This window comes from Thermostichus sp. OS-CIW-26, from assembly GCF_054058395.1.
This window is the reverse complement of the sequence record NZ_JBSSAG010000024.1, coordinates 1-16,613: the sequence shown is the minus strand read 5'-3', so window position 1 is coordinate 16,613 and position 16,613 is coordinate 1. Positions and strand designations below refer to the sequence as shown.

Annotated in this window: 14 protein-coding genes and 1 pseudogene; 7 read left to right on the top strand and 8 right to left on the bottom strand. The window is 56.0% G+C overall.

Going from position 1 to position 16,613, the window contains the following annotated elements:
* Window positions 1-284: 284 nt before the first annotated feature.
* The 6 genes from ACVW0C_RS10025 to ACVW0C_RS10000 all read right to left on the bottom strand — a co-directional run bounded on the left by ACVW0C_RS10025 (window position 285) and on the right by ACVW0C_RS10000 (window position 5,332).
* On the bottom strand, window positions 285-1,022 hold the full coding sequence (locus ACVW0C_RS10025; protein ID WP_457385233.1) for a class I SAM-dependent methyltransferase: 738 nt from the start codon (window positions 1,020-1,022) through the stop codon (window positions 285-287).
* Between the two features lie 77 nt (window positions 1,023-1,099).
* Complete coding sequence (locus ACVW0C_RS10020) at window positions 1,100-1,951, bottom strand: FAD-dependent thymidylate synthase (RefSeq protein WP_457385231.1); 852 nt, start codon at window positions 1,949-1,951, stop codon at window positions 1,100-1,102.
* A gap of 174 nt (window positions 1,952-2,125) precedes the next feature.
* The gene (locus ACVW0C_RS10015; protein WP_457385229.1) at window positions 2,126-2,884 is read right to left on the bottom strand and encodes a DUF4397 domain-containing protein; all 759 of its coding nucleotides are present in this window, start codon (window positions 2,882-2,884) and stop codon (window positions 2,126-2,128) included.
* A gap of 209 nt (window positions 2,885-3,093) precedes the next feature.
* Window positions 3,094-4,413: a bifunctional sterol desaturase/short chain dehydrogenase gene (locus ACVW0C_RS10010; RefSeq protein ID WP_457385227.1), complete on the bottom strand. Its 1,320-nt coding sequence runs from the start codon at window positions 4,411-4,413 to the stop codon at window positions 3,094-3,096.
* Window positions 4,414-4,558: 145 nt separating this feature from the next.
* Window positions 4,559-5,083, bottom strand: a complete 525-nt coding sequence (locus ACVW0C_RS10005; protein ID WP_414344197.1) for a DUF192 domain-containing protein — start codon at window positions 5,081-5,083, stop codon at window positions 4,559-4,561.
* A gap of 72 nt (window positions 5,084-5,155) precedes the next feature.
* On the bottom strand, window positions 5,156-5,332 hold the full coding sequence (locus tag ACVW0C_RS10000) for a hypothetical protein (protein WP_457385225.1): 177 nt from the start codon (window positions 5,330-5,332) through the stop codon (window positions 5,156-5,158).
* A 21-nt stretch (window positions 5,333-5,353) separates the two neighbouring features.
* Between ACVW0C_RS10000 and ACVW0C_RS09995 the strand changes: the two genes are divergently transcribed.
* From ACVW0C_RS09995 to ACVW0C_RS09970, 6 genes are all read left to right on the top strand, one after another.
* Window positions 5,354-6,664 carry a serpin family protein gene (locus tag ACVW0C_RS09995; RefSeq protein WP_457385223.1) on the top strand — a complete coding sequence of 437 codons (1,311 nt, stop codon included), beginning with the start codon at window positions 5,354-5,356 and terminating at the stop codon, window positions 6,662-6,664.
* 137 nt (window positions 6,665-6,801) lie between these two features.
* On the top strand, window positions 6,802-7,995 hold the full coding sequence (locus tag ACVW0C_RS09990) for an RNA-guided endonuclease InsQ/TnpB family protein (protein ID WP_457385257.1): 1,194 nt from the start codon (window positions 6,802-6,804) through the stop codon (window positions 7,993-7,995).
* A gap of 68 nt (window positions 7,996-8,063) precedes the next feature.
* On the top strand, window positions 8,064-8,678 hold the full coding sequence (locus tag ACVW0C_RS09985; RefSeq protein WP_414350202.1) for a Uma2 family endonuclease: 615 nt from the start codon (window positions 8,064-8,066) through the stop codon (window positions 8,676-8,678).
* Window positions 8,679-8,771: 93 nt separating this feature from the next.
* Window positions 8,772-9,359 carry a hypothetical protein gene (locus ACVW0C_RS09980; RefSeq protein WP_457385221.1) on the top strand — a complete coding sequence of 196 codons (588 nt, stop codon included), beginning with the start codon at window positions 8,772-8,774 and terminating at the stop codon, window positions 9,357-9,359.
* A gap of 171 nt (window positions 9,360-9,530) precedes the next feature.
* Window positions 9,531-13,256 carry a PAS domain S-box protein gene (locus ACVW0C_RS09975; protein WP_457385219.1) on the top strand — a complete coding sequence of 1,242 codons (3,726 nt, stop codon included), beginning with the start codon at window positions 9,531-9,533 and terminating at the stop codon, window positions 13,254-13,256.
* A 67-nt stretch (window positions 13,257-13,323) separates the two neighbouring features.
* Window positions 13,324-13,896, top strand: coding sequence for a Uma2 family endonuclease (locus ACVW0C_RS09970; protein WP_457385217.1), 573 nt, complete (start codon window positions 13,324-13,326; stop codon window positions 13,894-13,896).
* Here ACVW0C_RS09970 and ACVW0C_RS09965 read toward each other — a convergent pair.
* Window positions 13,874-15,652: a flavin reductase gene (locus ACVW0C_RS09965; RefSeq protein WP_457385215.1), complete on the bottom strand. Its 1,779-nt coding sequence runs from the start codon at window positions 15,650-15,652 to the stop codon at window positions 13,874-13,876. The genes ACVW0C_RS09970 and ACVW0C_RS09965 overlap by 23 nt on opposite strands.
* Window positions 15,653-15,889: 237 nt before the next feature.
* Between ACVW0C_RS09965 and ACVW0C_RS09960 the strand changes: the two genes are divergently transcribed.
* Window positions 15,890-16,120 (top strand): DUF2555 domain-containing protein, encoded by a 231-nt coding sequence (locus tag ACVW0C_RS09960; RefSeq protein WP_457385214.1) that lies wholly within the window; start codon window positions 15,890-15,892, stop codon window positions 16,118-16,120.
* Between the two features lie 35 nt (window positions 16,121-16,155).
* Here ACVW0C_RS09960 and ACVW0C_RS09955 read toward each other — a convergent pair.
* Window positions 16,156-16,613: pseudogene (locus ACVW0C_RS09955) on the bottom strand (hypothetical protein); the annotation flags it as partial.

Here is a 16,613-nt window from a genome sequence, read left to right as displayed (position 1 = left end):
ACAAGATCAGTGTTGACCAAAACTTGAATGGGTAGCCCTCACCAGATAATTCTATTGACGGCCCTTCCCAGCTTCAAAGGACTTCATGCTACTGACACAAAATAAGTTCTTTAAGTAATTGGGATCCTCATCACGCAAGAGATAAAAATCCCTGTTGAGTGGGTTAAGTACCGTCGGAAAAGGCTGTTGTAGAAACTACCAGAATTGCAGACATTGGATGTCGAAACATGAGAGTTTAAGCAATGATCAAAGTGCAGTCTGAGAACAGCAATGATGACAGGATACTACGATTTCGTTGCCGGGCCGGCTACTGCCAGCAGAGATACACCAAAGGGCAGAGAAAACTTAGGTATCAGATAGGCTTCTGCAGCAAAAATACCCGTCAGCAGTCGATTGAGCCAAAGCGGCGGCATTTTCAGATCTTGGCTTTCCCTCAGGCGAAGCACTTTCTGCATTATGCGGATCCCTGAAATGATTGGGAAAAGAAAACTGTTGAAGAAAACAAGGGTATAAACTTCTAGACCTGAGCTTTTAAGCAACGACAAAAGTTGCCCGCGGGTATATCGTCTCTTGTGATGATTAAGCTCATCATGTAAACTCCACAGCCACGGATAAGCCGGAACAGTTACAACTAAGTAGCCAGATGGGGTTAACCTTTGACTGAGGGCTAGGAGAGCTTCTTTGTCATTCTCCAGATGCTCCAGCACATCCAGCAAAGCAATCAAATCAAATCGTTGAGAACCAAAGGGGATCCGGTTTGGCAACTCCCCCTCTGCCACGATCCCAATACCGCGAGCTTGGGCCAGCGGCAGTGCAATTTCACTCTTTTCCATAGCCCAAACTTTGCCAAATCTGGACAACATCTCCAGGTTGCCGCCGCTACCACAGCCAGCTTCCAAAATATAAGCAGAGGGGGGAAGCGGCAGGGATCCAATAACCCGACTCAGAATGTGACGGCGACCCAAAAACCACCAATGCCGGTCTTCCAAGCCTGCCATTTGCTCATAAGCTTCGGGATCCATACCCGTAACCCAACAAAAGATCAAAAACAGGATTAGCCGCAGAAGGGGTTAGCAGAGCATATCTATCTAAACTAAGTTTAGGGGGATAATCGAGCCTTTCCCCAGCGATGCTTACGATACCAGGCCGCCACGTGGGGACACCACGCTTCAAAGTGGGGCCAAATCAGTTCACACAGATGTTGAATTTCTCGTTGAGCATCTTCTTTGGCTCGTAAATCCAAAAAATGCATTAGACTACGGCAATTGAAAGAGACCACGAAGTGTTGTCGGATCCCGTAGCCAATGATGTTACGGGCATCTTCATAGGGCAATCCGCACTCTTCTACCAGGCGATAATAAGCAATGGCCTGGCTGCGATATTGCGCAAGAATGATATCCAAAGCTTCGGGGGAGATGGGCCTAAAGCCTTGGCGGGTTTTGGCCTTGCCCTCCTTGACGCTGGCAGGAACGTAAAACAAAGTTTCCAGCTCTTGCAAAGACAAGGAGGACTCCGTCCCGCCACTGTGCTCCGCATTGCTGACGCAACCGCAGCCGGTCTCGCCAACAGGAGCAGCAGTCTCGGTTGTGCTCCGCACCGCTGACGCGAACAAGAGCTTTTTGCCCAAATCGGCAATTTGCTGGCCTGTATATCGGAAGGATTGAACATCAAAAGAAATTCCCACCCGATGAGTACGGGCCTGTTGCATGACGGCGTGGGGAAAATAGCCCACCCCAAACGTGATCTGAGGATGCTCTAGAGGCCCATAGTGGCCACGGTTGCCCTCCAGCAAATGCCTCACCACGGCCTCTCCATACTTTTCCGGGATCCGGCTCTCTGGAGTGACAAAATCAGGGCTGTAATCCTGATGCATGGCCTGGTAGATGACCCGTTCTGGATCTGGGGTTTGATTCAGCACCACAACTTGAAACAAAGCATCCACAGGCTGCATCCCCTAGTGCTTCGCACCGCATGTTAGGATTCTGAGATCCTTGTAAGATCATATTGGCAGCGGAGAACGCCAACGGCATTGGCTTGCTCCACCACAGAGCATATTCCCTATCTGCCCCCACCCTGAGGTATTCCTTAACTCAGTGTAAGGAGAAGAGAGACCGAAACACCTTGGCTATAGGAGCCTACGAGCTCGAGTTTCCTCTGCCAGCACCAGGCTTAGGGCCGGATTGCTGCGCAACAATCCCGCTACATAGAGGGTATAGACTTTCCCCGCCTCCAGCTGCAGGTCAAACCGTTGCAAGGGAATGCTCCGGCTGGGAGCCGACTGCACACTTGGCGCGGAGGCTGAAGGGGCTATGGCCACTTGAATTTGGGTAAAGCCGGGGCGCATAGCTTGAAAGGTGGATACTTGTCCAAACGCCAACTGGGGCAGCAGTACCCGCCCTTGCTCCCCTTGCCATTGCAGGGCCGGCGCATCAGGGGCAGCGTGGACAAACCGCACCAGGGCCTGATCAAACGGCGGATGGATGTTGTCCTCTAAGACCAGGGCTGTCATGCGATTCGGCTCATTGGCGGCCACCACCGAGAACACTCCCCCGCCCCTGAGATTGGCTACGGTTCTGGCCGCAACCGCAGAACTCGCAGGCTGGCCAGGGTTCTCAGGCGTTGAAAACAAAACAATGTCGTACTCGCCCGCCGGTATGCGCACGTACTCGCTCACCGAGCCATAGGCTATGCCCCGAGCAGCTCTCACCCCTCCCACCTCCAAGTCGATCCGAGGGGCATTGGGGGCCACATGCACCAAGCGCACTTGGACTTCAGAAACTCCCGCAGATGCCGAAGGCATCGGGATGGCACAGCCGGACAACAGCCCCGGCATCAACGACCCACTCACCACGCAGAGCACTGCGCCCACCCACCGTCGCACCATGTTCACGCTCACTCCTACTCCTCACACCCAACGCTCACCGGGGATCGAGCTGCTGTGTTCCGCCAAGCCAAGGGGCGCTCTCGCTCCCCAAGAGTTCGTATTGGCGCAAGGGATCCCACCCTGCTGACGCCAAGGAACCTGCTCTTGTCTTACTCCACTTTTGCGCCCAATGCCATAGAGCTATGGGACGGGTTGGGATCCGATCCCTTCTAAACCAAAGGGAACTCGCGGGACTTCGCCTCACCTGCAGCATCTGGGTTGGGGGCAGGGATCCCTGTCTGTTCGCGCTCGCGGGACGGAGTCCTTGGAGACCGACGGCTAAACAAGCGGAAATAAGTGCTCACAGCCAGCTCTTTGAGCGGGAAAAGCAAGTAGGTCAGGGGGTTGATGGTGACGATGATGTTGCGGCAGTCTCGTTTGGCCTGGGCCAAGATCTGAGCGGCCACCCAATCTCCCGACATAACCCCAATGGGATTGAGCTGGCTCTTGAAGGGGCCGAGGATGAGCTTGCGCACTGTGCAGGGAGCATCGAGGCGGCGCAGAGTAACCAGATCGCCTAGGGCCCGCTTGGAGAGCTCGTAGAGGGGACTGAAAGCAGGGCTAGCCTCAGCCTCTGAGGTGTTCACCCACACCTCTTTGGTGGCCATTTCGGGGTTGCCGCGCACCGTCTGGAAGAACAGCTCCATTAGGCGCCAACTGGAGAAGGTATTGACGGCGTAAGACTGGCGAATGGCCTCGGGATCCCGATCCCCATGAACATTGAAGCCGTGGTTGAGCACCAAGATATCCACCCGCTCCAGCAGCTCAGCCAGGGATCCCTCTTGCCCCACCTGCCAGCGAACGGTCTCCACCGGCTGGATCTGGCCGTCCACTTCGATGTGAACCGAATCCGAATGGGAGCTGAGGGCGATGACTTTGGCCCCCTGCTGGTGAAAATGCTTGAGCAAGGCCCGGCCCAGGGTGCCGGAGGCGCCGGTGACGGCTACTCGCTTACCTTTCAAGGAGAGACTGGTGCCCATGAGCCGATCTACGAGAGTCAGGGTGCCGCAAAAATAGGCGTTGGTATCGTCGAAGTGGTGCCGCCAGTGGTAGGCGCGGTTGACATGCCATTGGCTGGGAGGAACGGGGAAAGGCCCCGGCTGGTGGGTGATATCCGTCTGCAGGGCCAGCCCCCAACCCCGCAGCATGCCTGCCACCCAAAAACTGGCCGAGTAGAGAATGCCCACCGTTGCCGCCAGGCCGTACAGCCAGGATCCCTGGCCCAATACCACCACCCAAGGGATCCCGGCCAGGATCATCGTCGCCGCTTCGGGAACGTCGTGGTGCCACTGGGATTCTCGGTACAGCTGTGCATCCACCACGCTAAGGTCGGGGCGGAACAGGCGGTGGTGCAGGATGTGTTTGGGCATCAGCCAGGGCCACCGATGGGCCAGCCAATGGCGCACATCCCGCACGATCTCAGCCCAAAGGATGGAGGCTAGGGCGACAGCCCCCACCCCTATCCAATGACTCGCGCTGCCGACATCCATAGGCTCGCTCGCAGTAGCCAAACCAATCCTGAGCTCGCGGTCGCCTCTTTTATGGACTCAGTTGGCGACTCTCAAAAATCATCGCAAAAATTCTTCAAAAGATCATCTTCGAGCCCGTCTTCTTTGTCCCCAAGGGAGGTAGAAATCAAGGGGCTACGGGCTGAAGCTCTCGGATCTCGACCGGATCTCCAACGGCCAAACCCAAAGCAGCAGCCGTCCCGCCGCGGAACTCCAGCACACCGTCCACCAACTGGGAAGGAGGCGGCCCATAGGTGGGGCAGGGTTGGGCGGGGCAGCCGGGCACATCGGCGGCAATGTACACCACCTTGCCTTGGTGAAGGAAAATGATGTCCAGGTTGATCAGGGTGTTGAACATCCAAAAAGAAGCTGGCTGGGGCGGATCAAAGGGAAACCACATGCCCCGATCCGGCGGCAAATCGGTGCGAAACATCAGGCCCAAGCGCTGTTGCTCAGGGGTGCGGGCCACCTCTAGCTCAAAGCGTTGGCCGGCAAGGGTGACTTCGGCTTCAACCGGCAGTTGCTGGGGCTGCCCTATGGCTGGGGGGGATGGAGAGATGGCTTCGGTTACCTGAGTTTGTGAGGCGGGAGATCTCTCCGTGGCAGCAGTACATCCCAAGCCGGATCCCAGGAGCAGTAGAGCCAGGCCCAAGGCGACTCTGCACCCTTTTGGAACGTGTATCGTGAACAGAACCATGTGGCACTCTCCTGTGCAGGCTTCATCCTATCGCGCCAGACGCTGCTGCTGCGACTTGACCAGCCAGACGCAGGAAGTTCCCCCCTGGGAGAGCCTTGCCAATTCTTGCTTGCCGGAAGCTGCCTGCGTCTTTCCACCTTGAGCGCAGCGGAAATGGCGTCCCTGGGCAAGGGCAGCCCACAACCGACCCGATAGCATAGCCATAGACTCTGCCAGGAGAGCCCTATGAAAGACCTGTTCAATCGATCCTTGGTGAGCCGGATCCCTCTTCTGGCTCTGCTGGGTTTACTGAGCCTGGGCCTCTGGCCCACTCACGGGATGGGATCCCGTTCACAGGAAACCCCGGTGCGGATTCCCTTTGAGCCAACGGTGACCTATGGGGAAGGGTATGGGGAAAAGACCGTGGCCCAACAAGCCCAAAGCCGCTTTGCGCTGAAACTGTTTGATCACCTGCTCCGTCAGCAGCCCCAAGAGAACCTCTTTTTCTCCCCCTTGAGCATCCGCCTGGCCCTGAGCATGCTCTACAACAGCGCCTCTGGGGAGACTCAAACGGCAATGGCCGAGGTGCTGGAGGCACAGGACCTTTCCCTTAATGAGTTGAACTGGAGCAATGCCCAAATGGTGGTCTGGCTGGCGGAGGGATCCCCGGCAGGAGGGCCAGTCCAGGTGCAAATGGCCAACGGCCTCTGGGTGGATCAAACCCTCACCTTACAGCCCCAGTTTTTGCAGGCTTTGGCCACCTACTACCAAGCGGTGGTGAATCGGGTGAATTTGGGATCCCGGCAAACGGTGAACCAGATCAACGGCTGGGTGGCCGAGCGCACCCAGGGCAAGATCAACCGCATTGTGGATCGCCTCAGCCGCGAGGATTTGATGGTTTTGCTCAATGCCATCTACTTCAAAGGCGAGTGGACTCAGCCCTTCGATCCGGAGCGCACCCAAACTCAGCCCTTTACTCGGTTGGATGGCCGCCGCGTCCGAGTACCCATGATGGTTCAATCAGGTCGTTACGACTACCTGGAAACCGAGCAGTTGCAGGTGGTGAGCCTGCCCTACGGGGAAGGAGAACTGGAAATGCTGATCCTGCTGCCCAAGAAGGGAGTGAAGCTGGAATCGCTGCGGGCAGAGCTGAGCCCGGAAACTTGGCAAGAATGGACGGGATCCCTGCGCCCCCGTGCAGGTTCGGTGCGGATCCCGAGATTTGAATTGGCTTATGAAACGGATCTCACTTCCGTTCTGCAGCAGTTGGGCCTGGGAGTTGCCTTTTCCAACCGAGCCGATTTCAGCCAGATGACCCCAGAGCCAGCGCGGATCAGCAAAGTCCTGCACAAAGCAGCAATTGAAGTGAACGAAGAGGGATCCGAGGCGGCAGCCGCTACTGGGGTGATCGTCTCCCGGACTGCTGTCGACCGGCAAGAGCCCTTTCAATTTGTGGCAGATCGGCCCTTCTGGTTTGCCATTGTGGCCTCCGGATCCGGCGGCAACCCAGCGGCCCAAACCGTGTTGTTCATGGGATCCCTAGTGGATCCTGAATAAGGGGATCCCTCAGGGCAGCTTGCTGACTTCTTACCGGGCGTGCAGATCGCTCTTCAGCTAGAAATCGCAGGAGCCCCGCACTGTACCCGTAGGGTCAGTGCCGGGAGGAATGCGCTTTGATGAAGTACAATGAACTTATGAGCCAAGTCCTGACCATATCCTGTAAGCTCAAGGCGTTCCCGTCACAAGCCGCCAAATTGGACGCGACGATGGATGTCTTTGTGCAGGCATTGAACTGGGTCAACCAGAACACGCCGGAGAAGATCGTCAACGCGGTCAAACTGCAATCCCTTTGCTACTACGAGATTCGAGCCCGGTTCGGCTTGTCCAGTAACTTGGCTCAACAGGTGTGCAGACGGGTGGCAGGCGCTCGCAAAGTGGCGAGACAGCGCAACCGTCCGGTTAAAGAGTTCAAGCGTAGGTTCGTTACCTACGACGCACGTATCTTTTCATTCCGCGAGAAAGACTGGACGGTGTCGCTGACCACGGTGGAAGGGAGAGAACGCTTTGAACTAGCCATTGGTAACTACCAGAGGGGAATGCTGGCTGGCTCTAACCCCAAATCGGCCACCCTAGTCCAGCGGAAGGACGGCTCCTACTACATCCAGATTTGCGTAGAGAAAAACCCGCCCAAGCAACAAGATACCGACAGGGTGATCGGGGTGGACTTGGGCAGGACGGATATCGCCCATACGTCAGAGGGGGACAATTGGAATGGGCAGCAGTTGAACCGAGTCCGCGACCACTACTCCCGGTTGAGGGCGGCACTCCAACGCAAAGCCAGTAAGGGCACACGCAGTTCGCGGCGCAGATGCAGAGAACTGTTGCAACGGCTGTCTGGCAAGGAAAGACGCTTTCAAACGTGGGTCAATCATCGCATCTCCAAAGCTATTGTCTCTAGGGCAAAGGCGACAAATAGCGCTCTTGCTCTGGAAGACTTGACAGGGATTCGGGAAAGGGTCAATCAACAGCCACGCAGCAAGACAGAGCGTAGGCGGGCAAATAGTTGGGCGTTTTATCAACTCCGTCAATTTTTGGAGTACAAGGCTCTGCGTGCGGGGGTTGCTCTGATTCTTGTTCCGCCTGCCTACACGTCGCAGACCTGCCACCGGTGTTTGCACATTCATCCCGACCCTGCGCAATCCTACCGCAGTGGAAAGAAGTTTAAGTGTGGACACTGTGGATGGGAAGGGGATGCGGATTTGAATGGTGCGAATGTGATTGCGCTTTTGGGGGCTGCTGTAAACCAGCCTAGAGGTTCGTGGTTGGCTTGCCAACTGCAGGGCTACCGAAAGCCCGCCCTGTACTGCGAAGCAGTCAGGGTCGGGTAGTTTACGATGTGTTGACCCCAGACCGGCTCCCTTGGTTGGTTTAGCCGTTTTTCATTGCGGAGGTCATGATGGTCGAGGTTTTGGAAAGAGAAAAATTGGCCGAGGCACCTGCTGATAGTTCTCCGGCAGCTTCTCGAAAAATTTGGACTGACGAAGAGTTTATGGCTTTACCGGAGGATGGCAATCGCTATGAGGTTGTGAACGGAGAACTGGTTACCGTGGGCTCGGCAGGTGCAAAGCATGGGTACTACGTAAGTTTGATTCACATCATTCTGGGCTCCTACGTTCGCAGTCAAAGGATTGGATTTACCTTCGATTCCGATACTTCCTTCAAAATGAAATCCGGTAATCGCCGCTCTCCGGATTGTTCTTTTTTTTCCAAAGAACGACTGCAATCTCTGGGCGGGATCCCAAGGGGTTATATTGAGGGATCCCCAGACTTGGCTGTAGAAGTTCTCTCCGATGCCAACACCGTTGGAGAGATCCATGATAGGCTCGTTGAGTATTTTGAGAATGGATCCCGGCTGGTCTGGATCATTCATCCTGAAGAGAAATACGTTCTGGTCTATCGCCGGCCTGAGCCTGAAGCATTGAAGAAACCCGGCGACATCCTGGAAGGTGGAGAGGTGATCCCTGGATTTGCGCTGGATTTATCAGAGTTTTTTGCCGAGCCGGAGTTGTAGTTTTTCACCAACGCAATGCCCGGATAAGACGCCTTCAGCGCCTAGGGAAAAGCAACCCCTGTTAAGCTAGCCTAAGCAGTGGGATCCCATTTCATGGCACCGGTCTATCCGCAGGTTCTGGAGCGCAATCCCAAACGGCTGCGCATTGCCCTACAACGGTTCACTTCCCAGCAACTGGCTTGGCGGGCGGCAGCAGGCTTGGTGCTGCTGATTGTGGGATCCCAACTGTGGGCTCGTTCGCCGCTGTTGGGTTTGGTGGCTGTGGGGATGGGCCTGTGGGCTGGGATCCCTTGGGGGTTGGGGCAGATCCTGAATCTAGATTGCCAAAGCCAACGGGTGACCTTGACCCGGCTGGGTGGCCCTTGGGGCTTTTGGCGGCAGCAGGTGTTTTCCTATCCCTTGGCTCAGTTGCAAGGAGTGCGGCTGCATCGAGTGGGTCAGGAAGTTTTGGATAACCAAGCTCAAGAGAGTTTTCAGGTCCAAAGCCAAGTGCGGCTGCAGTTTCACAGCGATCCTTCTAAACCGGAGCTGAACGAGGAGGTCATCGCCTGCTTTAGCAGCCAAGTCGGCATCAAAGGGGACGAACCAGAAGCTTTCGTGCTCTCTCAGCGGCTGGTGCGCTGGATTCAGAACTATCTATCCGAACACTCAGGAAACCTAAGAAACAACTCTTCACCCTGAAAGCCCCCTTTTCGAGGATACTGCCCCACCGTTCCAGTAGACTCAAACTTTGCTCTCCTTTTCGGGGAGATGGGGAATTGTTGGCACAGTGCTTGATCCTGGGTTAGAAATGCTACCGAAAAGCAGTGCACTCCTTGACACTTTCTAAACTTAACTTAATCGACAACCTTCATGAGCGCCTCCTGGGATCTGGTCAACCTGCTTACCTTACTCAACTGGAACACTCTGCCCGGATGGCTTTGGCTGCTCCTTTGGGGATCCTCACTGGCCGTGGTGATGTACTGGCAAAGGCGCTGGCTGCAGCGGGATCAGGTGGGTTTTCCCGATGTCATCATGCTGGCGCGTGCAGATACGACGGTGGTGGAATGTAACGAAGCTTGCCAGAAAATCTTGGGGGATTGGCGGGGCAGGCGCTGGATCGACGTGCTGCTGGCAGAAGAGCAGGAGCAGGCGCAGCAAAAGATAGCCCACCTTACCCCTCAGCAGCCCACCTTTACCCGGATTAGCAGAGTGGCGGATGCAGCGGGGCAGGTGCGGTGGTTTGAGTGGATCAACCAAGGCATTTTTGACCGGCGGGGCCGCTTGCAGTTCATTCGCGGGGTGGGCCGAGACATTACCGAGAAGAAACAGTTGGAAGAAAACCTGCGGCTGCGGGAAGCCCAACTGCGCACCTTGTTGGACGCCCTGCCATTGGCGGTGTGGGCCAGGGATCCCCAGGGAGTGCTAATTTTGCAAAATGCCACTGACCGCGCCTGGTTTGGCGATCTGCTGGGTACTTCTCTGGAGGAGGCAGCTCGAGAATATCCTCACTGGCTGGAGTACACCTCTCAAGTTCTATCCGACGTAGAGCGGCAAGGGTTTTGCCAATTCGAAGGTAAGGAAATGATTCAAGGTCAGGAGCGCTATACTTATCGCCTGGCCGTAAAGCTTCAGGATCAGTCTAAAGGTTTGGGACTTCTCGGCATTGTCCTAGATATCACCGAACAAAAGCGCCTGCAACGAGAGCTAACAGATCAACAAGAACGCTTTCGCGCCTTCCTCAACAACAGCCACGACATTTTGTGTCGGATCGATGCCCAAGGTCTGCTGCATACCTTAAATCCTCCGGCTGCTGAGAAAATTTTGGGGCGTGCTCCCAATCAGGGAGAGGCCGTACCCTTGGATTGGGTTCACCCCGAGGATCGGCAGAACGTTGCTAATGCTCTTGAGCAACTCAAGGCTCGACCTGGCGAGACACTCAGCTTTATTTACCGGGCCCAACATGCCGACGGCCAGTGGGTGTGGCTGGAGAGCCTCTGCACCAATCTTTTGGAGGATCCCTCTGTGCAAGGGATCGTTTCCAGTACCCGCGATATCACCCAACAAAAGCAGGTGGAACTGGCTTTGCGAGAGAGCGAAGCCCGCTTCCGAGAAATTGCAGAGGCTGTACCGGTGGTTTTCTTTGTGTATTCTGCAGACTTGAGCCAGTCTCTCTACAAAAGCCCCCAAAGCGAGAAGATCTGGAGTTACACAGCAGAAGAGTTTCGCCGCAAGCCAGATCTCTGGAAAGACACGATCCATCCCGAAGATCTGCCAAGGGTACTGCAGGCGGCCGCCCGAGCCACTCAAGAAGCCCAGCAGATCACCTACCGCATTTTCCATCGGGGTGGCAGGCTGCGCTGGCTGCGTACTTCTTGCCGACCCATCTTGAACGAACAGCAAGAGGTTATCCGTATTGTTGGCATTACCGAAGATATTACGGAGCAGAAAGAAGCAGAGCTGGCTCTACAAGAAAGCGAAGCTCGGCTTAGGGCTATTCTGGACGGGATCCCTTTTTCTATCTTTCTCAAAGACCTGGAAGGGCGCTATCTTCATGTAAACAAGACTTATCTACAACAGAGAGGCTGCAAGGCAGAAGAGCTCTTTGGAAAGTTGGATAGTGAGCTGTTCGCATCAGAAGAGGCTCTAGAATTTCGAGATCAGGATCAAAAAGTCCTGCAATCTCCGCATCCTGTCAGCTACGAGCGAACCTTTTTCCGCGATGGCAAGAGATTGACCCAGTGGGTCACCAAGTTTGCCCTGCGGGATCAGCAAGGGGATCCCTATGCCGTTTGCGGTGTTGTTGTGGACATCACCCCCCTCAAAGAAGCTCAAGAAGTGCTTCGGCAAGAGGCAGAGCGGGAGCGACTGTTGGGGGCCTTATTGCGGCGGATCCGCCAAGCTTTGAACTTGCAAACCCTCTTGGAAACAACGGTTGCGGAAGTGCGAGAGTTTCTCCAGGTAGATCGGGTGATGATCTACCGACTGCAGGGAAACGGGGGTGGGATTGTGGCCGCCGAGTCGGTAGCGGATCCCTGGCCCAGCCACCTGGGCCGCTACGTGTGGGATGAGTATTTCCAAAGGGATCCGTGCTATCGCAAGTACCAAGAGGGCTTTGTCCAGGCAGTGGGGGATGTAGCAATAGCCGATTTGGATCCTTGCTATCGGGAGTTGCTGGAGTCTTTCCAAGCCCAAGCCAACTTGGTGATCCCGATTCGGCAGGGTGAGGCTTTGTGGGGTCTATTGGTAGTTCAGCACTGCCAATCCAGCCGCCCTTGGCAAGAGTGGGAAATCCGGCTTTTACAAGAGCTGAGCGATCAATTAGCCATCGCGTTGCAACAGGCCCAGTTATATGAACAACTGCAAGCCCTCAATCAAACCTTGGAAGAAAAGGTTCGGCAACGCACCTCTGAGTTGCAGCGATCCCTGCAATTTGAGGCCCTGCTGAAACGCATCACTGACCGGGTGCGCGACTCTCTGGATGAAGCTGAAATTCTCAACACCGCTCTGCGCGAGCTGGGAGAAAACCTAAATGCAGATGGCTGCGATATTGGCCTTTACAACGCCGATCTCACCCTTTCCGCCATCAGCTACGAGTATTGTCCTCGCTTGGGGTCGGCCTTGCATACTTGTATTCCCTTTGCCCAATATCCAGATCTCTACGCCCAGTTGTTGCGAGGAGAGCCCTGCATATTTTGTTTACTTCCTGACGCCCCCCGCCAAGGATCAGTCTTGGCCTGCCCTCTGCGGGATGGGGAGCAAGTCTTGGGGGATCTGTGGGTTTTTCGCAGCAGCGAGGAAAGTTTTGATGAGCAGGAAATGAATCTCGTAGCTCAAGTGGCCAATCAATGTGCTATCGGCCTAAGGCAGGCGCGCCTATTCCGAGCTGCCCAAGAGCAGGTGCAAGCCCTAGAGCGCCTTAACCGCCTCAAAGATGACTTTATCAGCACCGTCAGCCACGAGCTGCGCACTCCTCTAGCCAGCATGAAAATGGCGTTGCACATGCTGCAAGTTGCCCCTGCGAGGGAGAAGCAGGCCCAGTACCTATCCATCGCCCAGCGGGAATGCCAACGGGAGATCGAGCTGATCAATGACCTGTTGGATTTGCAGCGGCTAGAGGCAGGAGCCTATGCTTTGAATCTGCAAACGCTGACCTGGGAAGCCTTGTTGGGGGATTTGCTGTTGGCTATTGGCGAACGCGCCCGTACTAAGGGGCAAACCTTTCAAGCCAGTGTCCCTCTGGAGAGCAGCATCACCACAGATCCTCTCCTTTTGGGGCGTATCCTGCGGGAGCTCCTGCACAACGCTGTGAAATACACCCCGGTTCAGGGATCCATCCGCTTACGGATAGGAACCGAAAGCCGTCGCAGCGTTGTAGAGGTCAGCAACAGCCGGGAGATCCCGGCCAAGGAGCTCACGCGCATTTTCGAGCGTTTTTACCGGATCCCCAGCCATGATCCTTGGAAAGAAGGGGGCACCGGTCTGGGCTTGGCTTTGGTGAAACAAATGGTGGATCAACTGAGGGGATCCATTGAGGTCAACAGCTCTGCCGGTTGGACGACTTTTACGCTACATCTACCCGAATTGCCGCAATTTTAATTCCACTTCTTCCCCTCGCTTTGGGATACATTACTGGCAGGGATCCGGGGGGGCTTTGCCTAAACCTATGACAACTCGCCTAGATTTGGCTCTCACTCTTGAAGACTTCCTCAAGTTGCCTCACATAGAAGAGTCTCCGGCATGGGAGTACGTGGATGGAGTTGCCATTCAAAAACCGCTGCCCAAAGTCCGCCATTCCATTTTGCAAAAACGCCTTTTGGCTGAGGTTGACGGCAGCACCACCGACTATACTGCCCTACCCGAATTGCGATGCACTTTTGCCGGTCGTTCCATTGTTCCCGATATTGCCGTAATTGCGTGGGATCGAATTCGCCTCAGTGAAACAGGCGACCCAGAAGATGACTTCACCGCAGCACCCGACTGGATTATCGAAATTCTTTCGCCGGGTCAAAGGGTAAGCCGTGTAATCGATAATATCCTGCATTGCCTAAAGCACGGCAGCAAATTAGGGTGGATGGTGGATTTAGACGATTACTCTATTTTGATATTTGCCCCTCAACAAGAGCCGGAAATTTGCCGAGGAGATCGTCAGCTTAAGGTGATCGACGGGATCCAGTTAGCATTGACTCCACAACAAATCTTTGTTCTCCAATACACTACCCCCGCCGCATGGCCGTAACCCCCGTGGGATCCAGCACCTTGCCCCGTTCCACCTCGGCATAGACCAGGTAGCGATCCCCGCAGTCCATCCAGGTTTTGACACGGCACTCCAGGTAAGCTAAGGCATCCAACAAAATGGGGCAGCCATTCTCAGCAGTGGCCGTGGCCAAGCCGGCAAAGCGATCTTCTCCAGGGCGCTGGGGCCGCTGAAAGTGCCGCTGCAAGTTGCTGCCCTTGCCTTCCCGCAAGATGTTGAGCACAAAGGGGGCCTGGGGATAGGTCAGCAATTCGGCTTCTTGTTCCTTGTTCACCGACAGGGTTAGCCCCGGCGGATTGAAGCTGGCCTGGGCCACCGACCAGGTGAGAAAGCCACGGCGGGTCTCTCCTTGCAGGGCGGTGACTACACACAGGGATCCCACCACCCGGCTCAGGGCTTGCCCAACCCGATCCGCCTGAGTTTCGCTGCTGGTTTGGCGAGGGGCGCGGGCTCGTTTGGCTTTGCGCAGGGCCTGAGCAAACTGGGATCCCGCCTCTTGACAGGCTTCCAGGATTTCAGGGGTGGGCTTAAACTTGGCGCGGATCGTCTCAAACCCCAAGGAAAAGCCGGCATTGAGCAACTTACTCTCGATGAGATCCACCGCTTCTCCGCTCCAGCCGTAGGAGCCGAAAACCCCGGCCAATCGGGTGGTGGGAACTGAAGAAAGGATGATGCCAAGGGCGGTTTGGATCTGCACGGGAGGATGGCCGGCCAAAGTCGGGGATCCGACAACAAACCCTTGGCAGCGCTCCAGAGCTTGGGCGATCTCCTCCGGGGTGGCCCATTCGCAGTTGATCCGCTCCACCTTAACGCCGGCCCGCTCCAGCCCTTGGGCTATAGCCATGGCCATCAAACCTGTATTCCCGTAAGCAGAAGTGTACAGAAGAGCTACCCGCTGCTCGCCGGGATCCTCCTCGCACCAAGTGTGGTAGTCCAACCGCAACCGCCGCAGGCTGTGGCGCACCAAGGGGCCGTGGGCAGGGGCATAGATTTGGGCGGGAAATTCTTCCAACTTGGCCAGGGCTGCCTTCACCTGGGGCAATTGGTTGCGGTGCAAGCAGTCGAAGTAGTAGCGACGGTCTTCGCTAAGCTGCCGCCAATGTTCGTCAAAAACTTGCTCATCGCACACGTGGGCGCCGAACAGCTTATCGGTGTAGAGGATCCCGGTGGCCGGATCGTAGGTACAGAGGGCATCGGGGTGGCGGGGCGTGGGCACGGTGCGAAAGTGCAACTCATGCCCTTCCCCCAGATCCAGGCGATCCCCATCCCGGATGACCCGCAAACGGAAAGACTGGTCGCCATTGTAGAAAATGCCCAGATCGGCGGCTTCCTCTTCGTCGCGACTGCGGGGCAAGGGATCCATCTCTTCAAAGGCGGCCCGTAGCGTAATGGATCCCGGCTTGGAGCAGAGCACCATCGCGTAGGGAGCCAGAGGCAATAGGGCTTTGAGAGTGGCAATGCGGTTAAAGTTGACGTGGCTGAGCAAAATAAAGTCCAACCGCTGCAGGTACTGGTGTTGGGCCAACTCTTCTAAGAAGATGCCGGTGAACGATTCCCCCGGAGGATCGATGAGAAGGGTTTGGCGGGCCTGGATGAGGTAGCTATTGGCAGTGGTGCCCCGTTGCCGAGCGTATTCCAGCTCAAACTTCAGGCGATCCCAGGTGCGGGAGCGGAGAACCAACGTGGACGGGCCGATAAGGGCAACTTGGACATCGCGGGCGGGGATCTTGCTCTCCATAGCAGCCTCCGATGCGGTATCTGTCCTCACCTTGCCACGAAACTGGAGGAATGGGGATCCCTTTTCAGAGTTTCGGGAGAACAGGGGTTGGCTTACCCAAAAGTTGGGTCTGAGGCCCCGTCCTCACAACTGCGCAAGAAGCAAGCGATTGAGGTGGGGAGTGTGTCAAGTTTTTTCAAAGTCGGCCGGGCAAAAAGGAAGAGGCTAAGATCGGCTTGTAGCGTGTTCAGGCTGCCTATGTCTGCCCGATCCAAGTCCAAAGTGGAAGCCCCTACCAAGGGGATGGATCCCCGCCAGTTTACCGAAGCTGAGGTGGCGGCAATTGCAGAGCGGTTGGAGCGCAATGAGTATCCGACCGTCTTTGGCTGCTTGGAAGACTGGCATGCCCTTCGAGCCATCGCCTTTTACGCCCCCGACTTGGTGGCCCCTTATGCACATCTGTTGGAGTGGGAAGTGGATGAAGATTAGGGCTGTCCTTGCAGTTCTTAAAGGGATCCCAGTGCTCAGGGCAACGAGGGGGGAGGATTTCCGTCAGAGCCTTGCCGGCGAATCAGGTAGCGCACCTCTTCAAGGAGAACGTTGAACCTCTGATCCGTTTCCGCCTGCCGTTGGTTGATGGCCTGGATGGCGCGTTCGTGCTCTCGTTGTAGGGCGGTGAGGGTGACAAGAGCTTGAGTCACTTCCTCTGCCCACTCGGCAAGGTGAGCTAAGTCAGAGCGGGTCTCGCTGACAACTTGCTGTAGCTCTCGCAGGCTTTGAGCTTGGGCAGCAGCTTGTTCGGCAAATTCGGCGCGGCTTTCTTGGATGGACTGACGCAGCTCCTCGATTTCCCGCAGACGGGCGGCGTTCTCCTCGGCAGACTGGGTGCGGCTTTCTTGGATGGACTGACGCAGCTCCTCGATTTCCCGCAGACGGGCGGCGTTCTCCTCGGCAGACTGGGTGCGGCTTTCTTGGATGGACT